General features: G+C 63.4%; 11 protein-coding genes. 3 read left to right on the top strand and 8 right to left on the bottom strand.

All coding sequences use genetic code 11. The features are described 5' to 3' along the window. Positions 1 to 104: 104 nt before the first annotated feature. The 6 genes from PVZ80_RS16465 to PVZ80_RS16440 are packed head-to-tail and all read right to left on the bottom strand — an operon-like array spanning position 105 to position 4344. On the bottom strand, positions 105 to 1784 hold the full coding sequence (locus PVZ80_RS16465; protein WP_273864212.1) for an acyl-CoA synthetase family protein: 1680 nt from the start codon (positions 1782 to 1784) through the stop codon (positions 105 to 107). Further along, positions 1781 to 2326: a hypothetical protein gene (locus tag PVZ80_RS16460; RefSeq protein ID WP_273864211.1), complete on the bottom strand. Its 546-nt coding sequence runs from the start codon at positions 2324 to 2326 to the stop codon at positions 1781 to 1783. Before PVZ80_RS16460 ends, PVZ80_RS16465 begins: the two co-directional genes overlap by 4 nt. Next, the gene (locus PVZ80_RS16455; protein WP_007926835.1) at positions 2323 to 2577 is read right to left on the bottom strand and encodes an acyl carrier protein; all 255 of its coding nucleotides are present in this window, start codon (positions 2575 to 2577) and stop codon (positions 2323 to 2325) included. Before PVZ80_RS16455 ends, PVZ80_RS16460 begins: the two co-directional genes overlap by 4 nt. Positions 2578 to 2586: 9 nt before the next feature. Further along, positions 2587 to 2847, bottom strand: coding sequence for a phosphopantetheine-binding protein (locus PVZ80_RS16450; RefSeq protein WP_007926834.1), 261 nt, complete (start codon positions 2845 to 2847; stop codon positions 2587 to 2589). Next, a complete protein-coding gene (locus PVZ80_RS16445) occupies positions 2822 to 3637 on the bottom strand; it encodes a lysophospholipid acyltransferase family protein (RefSeq protein ID WP_016704468.1) in 816 nt (271 codons plus the stop codon). The genes PVZ80_RS16450 and PVZ80_RS16445 overlap by 26 nt, the downstream gene beginning before the upstream one ends. Continuing rightward, the gene (locus PVZ80_RS16440) at positions 3613 to 4344 is read right to left on the bottom strand and encodes a beta-ketoacyl synthase chain length factor (protein WP_273864210.1); all 732 of its coding nucleotides are present in this window, start codon (positions 4342 to 4344) and stop codon (positions 3613 to 3615) included. The genes PVZ80_RS16445 and PVZ80_RS16440 overlap by 25 nt, the downstream gene beginning before the upstream one ends. Positions 4345 to 4677: 333 nt before the next feature. Between PVZ80_RS16440 and PVZ80_RS16435 the strand changes: the two genes are divergently transcribed. Next, positions 4678 to 5448 (top strand): ParA family protein, encoded by a 771-nt coding sequence (locus PVZ80_RS16435; protein ID WP_007926828.1) that lies wholly within the window; start codon positions 4678 to 4680, stop codon positions 5446 to 5448. Positions 5449 to 5573: 125 nt separating this feature from the next. Here PVZ80_RS16435 and trxC read toward each other — a convergent pair whose 3' ends face one another. Beyond that, on the bottom strand, positions 5574 to 6008 hold the full coding sequence (gene trxC / locus PVZ80_RS16430; RefSeq protein ID WP_016704469.1) for a thioredoxin TrxC: 435 nt from the start codon (positions 6006 to 6008) through the stop codon (positions 5574 to 5576). A gap of 238 nt (positions 6009 to 6246) precedes the next feature. Here trxC and PVZ80_RS16425 point away from each other — a divergent pair, with 238 nt between their 5' ends. Together PVZ80_RS16425 and PVZ80_RS16420 are read left to right on the top strand one after the other, a co-directional pair. Beyond that, positions 6247 to 6543 (top strand): type II toxin-antitoxin system HigB family toxin, encoded by a 297-nt coding sequence (locus tag PVZ80_RS16425; RefSeq protein WP_016704470.1) that lies wholly within the window; start codon positions 6247 to 6249, stop codon positions 6541 to 6543. Further along, the gene (locus PVZ80_RS16420; protein WP_009046631.1) at positions 6540 to 6941 is read left to right on the top strand and encodes a helix-turn-helix domain-containing protein; all 402 of its coding nucleotides are present in this window, start codon (positions 6540 to 6542) and stop codon (positions 6939 to 6941) included. Before PVZ80_RS16425 ends, PVZ80_RS16420 begins: the two co-directional genes overlap by 4 nt. Positions 6942 to 6944: 3 nt before the next feature. Here PVZ80_RS16420 and selO read toward each other — a convergent pair whose 3' ends face one another. Beyond that, positions 6945 to 8408 (bottom strand): protein adenylyltransferase SelO, encoded by a 1464-nt coding sequence (selO, locus tag PVZ80_RS16415; protein ID WP_016704471.1) that lies wholly within the window; start codon positions 8406 to 8408, stop codon positions 6945 to 6947. Positions 8409 to 8429 lie beyond the last annotated feature (21 nt).

Genomic DNA, 8429 nt, shown 5'->3' with positions numbered 1-8429 from the left:
CTCCCAGGCGTCCGCTGCGCGGCCGATCGCAGCCTTCGGCAGCGGCTACAAAAGCCCGCAACGCTGGCAGCAGCAGGGGGCTGCGCTTGCCTGGGGCCAATAACTTATCCACAGGCGTTCTCCAGCAGGATGCGGCCGCTGGAGCAGGCGGCGGTGTCATTGCGGTAGGCAAAGTAGAGTTTGCCGCGCTCATGATCGAAGCGCAGGTGCAATTGCACCTGGTCTCCGGGGCGCACCAGTTGCTGGAACTTCAGTACTTCCATGCCGGCAAAGCGGCCCGGCAGATCGAGCAACTGCTGGCCCAGGGCCAATGCCCAGTCCACCTGGACCACGCCCGGCAGCACCGGGGTCTGGGGGAAGTGGCCGCTGAAGTAGGCCAGGTCCGGCGGGATCGCCAGTTGCAGGCTCCATTCGCCGTCGGCCTCGAGCTGTTCCAGCACTTCCGGCGCCCGTGGGCGCGGGGCCAGCAGCAGGGCTTCGACGTCGGCCTGGGGCAGCTTGCCCTGGCTGTTCAGGGGCAACTGGCGCAGCAGGCGCCAGCGGCGTGGCAGCGCCAGGGCCTCGCAATGCTGGCTCAGGTGCTGGCGCAGCGCTTGGGTGAGGGCCCGACGACCCTGATTGCGCAAGGCGTGCAGGCCTTGTTCGCTGAGGACCAACAGCGCGCCGAGGGAGGCGCGGTTTTCCCGGACCACCCCAAGGCGCGCTTCGGCGACCCAGGCATGCCCGGCCAGGGCCTGTTCCAGCATCGGCAGGGAAATGCGTTTTTCTTCCAGCTTGACGATCCGGTCCAGGCGCCCGAGCAGCTCGAAACGCCCATCGGCGGCGATGCGCGCGGCATCGGCGGTGTGTTCGATATGTCCGGCCGGCAGGTAGGGCGAGGCGATCAGCAGGGCGCCGTCGCTGTCCTGGCTCAGCTCGACCCCGGCGAAGGCTTGCCACAGGCTGTCGCCCTGGCGCCAGGCAATGCCGCCGGTTTCCGAGCTGCCGAGGATCTCCGTTGGCCATTGTCGCAGGCGCTGGTGCAGGCCTTGCGCGGCGTCGGCGGGCAGCGCGCCGCCGGAGGAAAACACCCGGCGCACCGGGCTCAGGGCCGGCCAGTCGAGGTTGTCGCCCATGCGCTTGAGCAACGCCGGGCTGGCGACCCAGGCAAAGGCCGGGTGTTCGCGGCTGGCGCGCTGCAGGTCTTCCGGGAACGGCAGTTGCCGACGGACGAAGGTGCGCCCGGCGCAGAGCGGCCAGAGCACACGGAACAGCAGGCCGTAGATATGTTGGGTGGCGACGCTGCCGATGATGCAGGCCTGGCCCAATCCTTCGCCCCACAGTTGCTCCAGGGCCTCGACTTCGTTGGCCAGCTGGCGCAGGGATTTGTCGATGCGCTTGGGTTCGCCGCTGGAACCGGAGGTGCACAGGCTCAGGCGGCAGGTGTCGAGGTCGAGTTCGGCGGCGGGCAATGGCGGCTGGTCGAAGTCAGCCAAGTGGGCATCACCGGGCTGGTCGGTCAGCCACAGGTCGACCTGGGTCGACCAGCGTTGCCGGGTCTGCGGTTGCAGGTCGGCGGGCAGCAGTACGCTGACCCCGGCGCGCCAGGCGCCGAGCAGGGCGATGGCCAACTCGGCGGCATCTTCCAGGTGCAGGGCCAGGCGCTGTACGCCCCTGGCCCGCAAGCCCGCGGCCAGGCTCAGGGCCTGGTGCTGCAGCTTGCTGTGATCGAGTGCCGGTTCGAGCGTGACGGCCCGTTCCGGCAACGACTTGAGCAGCAGGTGCTCAAGCTTTATCCAATTCATGCGCGGCCTCGTACGCGTTGTCGTAACAGCCATTCAATGGCAAACAGCAAACCCATCAACCCGTAGGCGATCAGGCCGTTGTACAACGTCCACCAGCTCAGCGGCGCCCACAGGGTCAGGGCGGCGGCGAGAAATCCGTTACAGAGGAAAAATACACTCCAGGCGACAGTCACCTGGCGGGTGTAGCGAATCGCTTTTTCCGGCAGTTCCGGCTCGCTGAGGCGGGCCAGGCGTTCGGCCACCGGCGGACCGAATTTCAGGCTCAGGCCGAACAGCGTGAGCATGAAGCCGCTGACCAGCACCGGGTACCAGCGCAATAACGATGGGCTGTCGAACAGCGCCAGCAACACGCAGAAGACCAGGGCCGCGCCCGCCATCAACAGGCTGCCGGGACGCCGTTCGCCGGTCAGGGCCCGGGCCAGCCACAGGCTGCCGAGCAACAGGCCGAACTGCCATGGCGCGAAATGCTCCATGCCGAAATACACCGCAAAGGGATACAACAGGCCCGCCAGCAGCAGGCCAAGGCCGATCAGCCGGCTCATGCGGCCGGCTGGACCAGACGGTATACCGCCTCGACCACGTCATTGACGGTACGCACCGACTTGAATTCCTCGGCGGCGATTTTCTTGCCGGTCTTGCGCTTGATGTGATCGATCAGGTCGACGGCGTCGATGCTGTCGATTTCCAGGTCTTGATACAGGTTGGATTCCAGGCTTACGCGTTCCGGTTCCAGTTCGAAGAGTTCCACCAGGGCATCACGCAAGGTGTTGAAGATGTCGTCGCGAGTTTGCATGGTCCGGTCTCAAGCTGCCTGTTTTGCAGTGACGAACGCCGCAAGGCTCGCCACGTTGGTGAAGTGGTTGCGGGTGTCCTTGGCGTCGGCGTCGATCTTGATGCCGTAGCGTTTCTGGATCGCCAGGCCCAGCTCCAGGGCGTCGACCGAGTCCAGGCCCAGGCCTTCACCGAAGAGCGTCTGCTCGTTGCCGATGTCTTGCACGCTGATGTCTTCGAGGCCCAGGGCATCGATGATCAGCATTTTAATTTCCTGGTGCAGATCGCTCATCTTCGGCGAGCTCCTTAATGAAGTAGTGATGCAAATAATCGTTGAGCTTGCGCGAGGCCTGCGGTGCGGGGCCTTGGGCGGCAAAGGCATACGGGTCTATATCGGCTCCGACGCGAAAACTGAAGTGCACGCGGCGCATCGGGATGCGATACCAGGGTTCGGCCTTGGTCAGGGTGGTCGGGCTGACCTTGATGACCACCGGGGTGATGATTCTCGCACCCCGCAAGGCGATTGCCGCGCCCCCCCGATGAAAGGCCGGCGCCTGGCCCGGCGGGGTGCGGGTGCCCTCGGGGAAGATCACCAGGGTCTGGCCATTGCGCAGGGCTTCGCCGGCGGCGTCGAGCATGTCCATGCTGCCGTCGTTGCTGATGTATTCGGCTTCGCGTATCGGGCCGCGAGTGAACGGGTTCTGCCACAGGCTCTGCTTGACCACACAGTTGGCGTTGCGCACCAGGCCGATGAGGAACACCACGTCGATCAGCGACGGGTGGTTGGCGATGATCATTTGTCCGGGGCGGCCGAGCTTTTCCGCGCCTTCGACGTCATAGGTCAGCACGCCGCTGCGGGCCATGAACCGGATGAACAGCCAGAACAGTCGGCCAATGGTGCGCCGCGCGCGCTGGCGATGCGCTTCGGCGTCGCCGGGCAGGCAGGCGAGCAGCGGGAAAATCACCAAGCGCAGGCACAGGCCACCGAGGCCGAACAAGGCAAAGCTGGCCGCGGTGGCGACCAGGCGCCAGTAGTAGGCGTCGCGGGGTTTTGTGTTTACAGGTTGCGTTGCCAGTTCCATACACGGTTCTTCCAGGCATGTTGGCAGGAGGTCTGCTCGCCGAGCAGGGTACGCAAGAGATTCAGGGCATGGGGCCACCCGGCGCGCGGCGCTTCCTCGGTGGCGGCACCGAGCGTCAGTTGCCACTCTTTGCCGGGGGTCAGCAACAGGCCCACCGCATAGGGAAAAGGCACGTCGTCGATCCAGGTGGCATAGGCGGCGGGCGGCTGCTCTTCGGTGACCACCAGCAGCACTGCCGGGGCGCCTTCCTCGAGCAGCGCCGCGGCCTCTAGCATGCCGTGTTCGAGGCCGTCGCCGGCGGCGGCGAGGGCGGTCATTTCGCTGGTTTCGCCACGCATGATCGACCACAGGCCGATCACCGCGTTGTGCACCGAGAGGCTGAACTGGGTCGGGGACAATGGCTGGTCGGCCGCCAGGTCGCTGAGGATGTCGAAGGTCCGCGGTGTTTCGCCATGCCGGGAAATAAAGACCAACGGTAGTTGTTCCAGGCCTTCGGCCAGCGGCCAGCCCACGCTGAAGGCCATGCGCGCCAGACGGCTGAGGCGCCGGCGTTGCATGGCCGGTAGAAACGACACGTCGGGGGCGGCATCGCTGCTCTCGAGCACGACCGGTTGTCGGCTCCAGGCCTGCCAATCGTCCACGCTTTCGAGCCCAGGGGCCCACGCGCGCCATTGAGCGATGTTGAAGTTGATCACTTGAAAATTCATCCCGCCCCTGCGGGCTTACTTGACGTGGTCAGGCGTTTCGATCGAAGACTCACCTGGCACGGAGCTACAGCCGAGTGGCGCGCATTATCCCGGTGTGACTGGCTGGTAGCAAACATTGGTTATGTTTCACTCAGTGAAAACGGCCCATTCGACAGAAGAAAAGTGTCATTTGGCCATTATTGAGCGGCACCGGGCGGGAGGTGCGCAGACTTTCAGAAAGTCTAGGCCGATTCCGGTCATTGCAACGGGCTTGGCGCTCTGCCGTCAGCGAGGTAGCGAAGCAGCGCTGCTCGCTACTACACTCGGTGATCTTTGATGCAGGGAGGTTCTGACATGCGGCGCGTGGTGTTCAATCAGAAAGGGGGAGTCGGCAAGTCGAGCATTGCCTGCAATCTGGCGGCTGTGAGCGCCAGCGAAGGGTATCGCACGCTGCTGGTGGACCTGGATGCCCAGGCCAACTCCACTCAATACCTCACCGGCCTGACCGGCGACGACATTCCCATGGGGATCGCCGACTTCTTCAAGCAGACCCTGTCTTCCGGACCGTTCTCGAAGAAGAACCAGGTCGATATCTACGAAACGCCGTTCGACAACCTGCATGTGGTGACGGCCACCGCCGAGCTGGCGGATCTGCAGCCCAAGCTTGAGGCGAAGCACAAGATCAACAAGCTGCGCAAACTGCTGGACGAATTGGCCGAGGACTACGACCGGATCTACCTCGACACCCCGCCGGCCCTGAACTTCTACGCGGTTTCGGCGCTGATTGCCGCTGATCGCGTATTGATTCCCTTCGACTGCGACAGCTTTTCCCGCCAGGCGCTGTACGGCCTGCTGGCTGAAATCGAAGAGCTCAAGGACGACCACAACGAGGACTTGCAGGTCGAAGGCATCGTGGTCAACCAGTTCCAGGCCCGCGCCAGCCTGCCCCAGCAGATGCTCGATGAACTGATTGCCGAAGGCCTGCCGGTCTTGCCGGTGTACCTGGCCAGTTCGGTGCGCATGCGCGAATCCCACCAGGCCAGCCTGCCGCTGATCCACCTTGACCCCCGGCACAAGCTGACCCAGCAATTCGTCGACCTGCACAACCTGCTGGAAAGCGCCTGACGCTCTTCTGTAGGAGCGAGGCTTGCCCGCGATAACGGTCTGACAACCGACGACGATGTTGAATGTCAGGCACTCATCGCGGGCAAGCCTCGCTCCTACGGTTCAAGGTGCTTTTGAAATAGCGGTCAGAGGCCCTGGCTGCGCAACCAGCTCATCAACTGCGGTAACGGGAAGGCGCCACTCTGGCGTGCTACTTCCCGTCCGTTCTTGAACAGAATCAGGCTCGGAATCGAGCGAATTCCCAACTGCGCCGACAATTGCTGGTTGGCCTCGCTGTCGAGCTTGGCCAGCCGGCATTTGCCCGCCAATTGCGCCGCCGCCTGCTCGAATACCGGCGCGAAGGATTTGCACGGCCCGCACCAATCCGCCCAGACATCCACCAGCAACGGCAGGTCGCCCTTGATCTGGCTGGCGTAGTCGCCTTGTTTCAGTTCGAAAGGCTGGCTCAGCAACACCTGGCCTTTGCAGCGCCCGCATTTGGGCTGGTCGCCCAGGCGCTCGGCGGGGATGCGGTTCAAACCGTTGCAATGGGGGCAGGGGATCAGCAGTGGATCGGACATGAGGGGGGCTCCGGGATAAGTGGGCGATGGGCGTTATCTGGAGTCTGGCGCAAGGTTTATCAAGCGAGGGGCGGGTCTGTTGCATTCCTTCATACATCTTTGAGATGCGTGGCGGCTGGTGAATCTAGGCTGAAACGGAGCCATGGGTTTATGCCGTTGGTCTGTTCAAGCGCATAGCAACTTGCTATGGCGCGCTTCCGACACTACCGTCTATAGCAATATGCGATAGGGACATTGCATGCATATCATCACCGCCAAACGAATCTGGGAGGCCAAGAGCCGCTGGCCACAATCGGCCAATGCGCTGGAGACCTGGTACAGAAAAGTCAAAAGCCTCAATCCGGCCGATTTTGCAGCCATCAAGGCAGTATTTCCGGCCACCGACAAAGTGGGGGCGTTTCACGTCTTCGATATTGGCGGCAACAAGTTACGAATCATCACCGTGGTGCGTTATGAGGTGCGACGTCTCTATATCAGGCACGTGCTGGACCATCACGAATACGACAAGGGCAGGTGGAAGGAGGAGACCGGATGAACGTTCTGGTGAAGCAGGCGGCGGATCATTGGCATTTCGTGGCCCCTGTGTTGCGTAAACCCAATACTGAAGCCGATTACGATGCATTGGTCGCGGCGCTGGATGAACTGCTGGATCTCATGGGAGAGGACGAGAACCATCCAGTGACTTCGCTGGTGGACATCATCGGCGATTGGATCGAAGCCTACGACGAAGAGCATCGACCGATGCCGATAGCCAGTGGCGTTGACGTCTTGCGCTCCCTGATGCGCGAACACGGCCTGACCCAGAGTGATCTGCCAGGCGTGGGTGCGCAGTCGGTGGTTTCGGAAGTACTGAGCGGCAAGCGCCAGCTCAACCTGCGACAGATCCGCTGGCTGGCCGAGCGCTTCGGTGTTTCGGCCGAGGTATTTATCTGAGGCTCAGGACGAGCAACTGATTTCCAGGTGCTTGCCCCATTCGGGCGGTCGTTCGGCGTAGCTGTCCATGCCGGCCTGTTGTTCGAACGGCTTGCTCAGCACCGCATGCAGTCGGCGCACCTCGGAGTAATCCCCTTGCTCGGCGGCATCGATGGCCTTCTGTGCCAGGTAATTGCGCAGGATGTACAGCGGGTTGACCGCATGCATGCGCGCGCGGCGCTGTTCTTGAGTGTCGTCTTGTTCGCGGGCGACCCGGGCCTTGTACAGATCGGCCCAGGCATCGAAGCCCTGGCGGTCGACGAAGTCGTCGCGCAGCCGGGCCACGGCCAGTTCAGCTGATTCATCCCCCAGGCGGCGGAAGAACAGGCTGTAGTCCACGCCGCTGCCCTGCATCAGTTGCAGCAGGCGCTCCACCAGCTTCTGATCCTCTTCTTCGGCGCTGGTCAGGCCGAGGCGGCGGCGCATCAGGTCCAGGTAATGGGCCTGGAACAACGGCAGGAACAGGCCGAGGGTTTCCCGCAGGGCCTCGACGCTGATGAAGGGCGTCAGGGCCTGGGCCAGGGCACTGAGGTTCCACTGGCCGATCGGCACCTGGTTGCTGAACGAGTAGCGCCCCTGGTCGTCGGAATGGTTGCAGATGAAATGCGCATCGAAGTCGTCGAGGAAGGCGAACGGCCCGAAGTCGAAGGTCACGCCGAGGATCGACATGTTGTCGGTGTTCATCACCCCGTGGCAGAAACCGTAGGCCTGCCACTTGGCGATCAGTTCGGCATTGCGCTCGACTACTTCGCGGAACATCGCCAGGTAGGGTTCCGGCTGTTCCAGGCACTCGGGAAAGTGCATGGCCAGCACGTGCTCGCCCAGCTGTTTCTGCTGCTCGGGGCGCTTTGTGTAATAGAAGTATTCGAAGTGGCCGAAGCGGACATGGCTGGGCGACATGCGCAGCAGCATCGCCGCGCGCTCCTGTTTCTCGCGCCAGACCGGGGTGTCAGAACCGATCACGCACAGCGCCCGGGTAGTCGGAATACCCAGGGCGTGCAGCGCTTCGGAGGCGAGGAATTCACGGATCGACGAACGCAGTACGGCGCGGCCATCGCCCATGCGCGAGTAGGGGGTCTGGCCGGCACCCTTGAGGTGCAGGTCCCAGTGTTCGCCGGCGGCGTTGTACACCTCGCCCAGCAGCAAGCCGCGACCATCGCCTAGCTGGGGGTTGTAGGAGCCGAACTGATGCCCGGAATAGACCATCGCCCGAGGCTCGGCTTCGGCCCATAGCTTGTGCCCGCCGAACAGCTCGGCGAACACCGGGCTTTCGGCGGCCTCGGGGTCCAGGTCCAGCAGCGCCATGGCCGCCGGGCTGGCCACCACCAGGCGTGGATGGTCGATCGGTTCGGGCAGCACATGGGTTGAGAACGCGTCGCCCAGGCGGGCGAAGCGATTGTCGAAGCTCAGTTCGTCGAGGGCTTTCAACGGCCATCTCCAGCAGAATGT

The sequence above is a fragment of the Pseudomonas sp. B3G-3 genome, assembly GCF_028640915.1.
GTDB lineage: Bacteria > Pseudomonadota > Gammaproteobacteria > Pseudomonadales > Pseudomonadaceae > Aquipseudomonas > Aquipseudomonas chlororaphis_I.
Note: the sequence above shows the minus strand (reverse complement) of the source record. Positions and strands in the feature narration are given on the sequence as shown.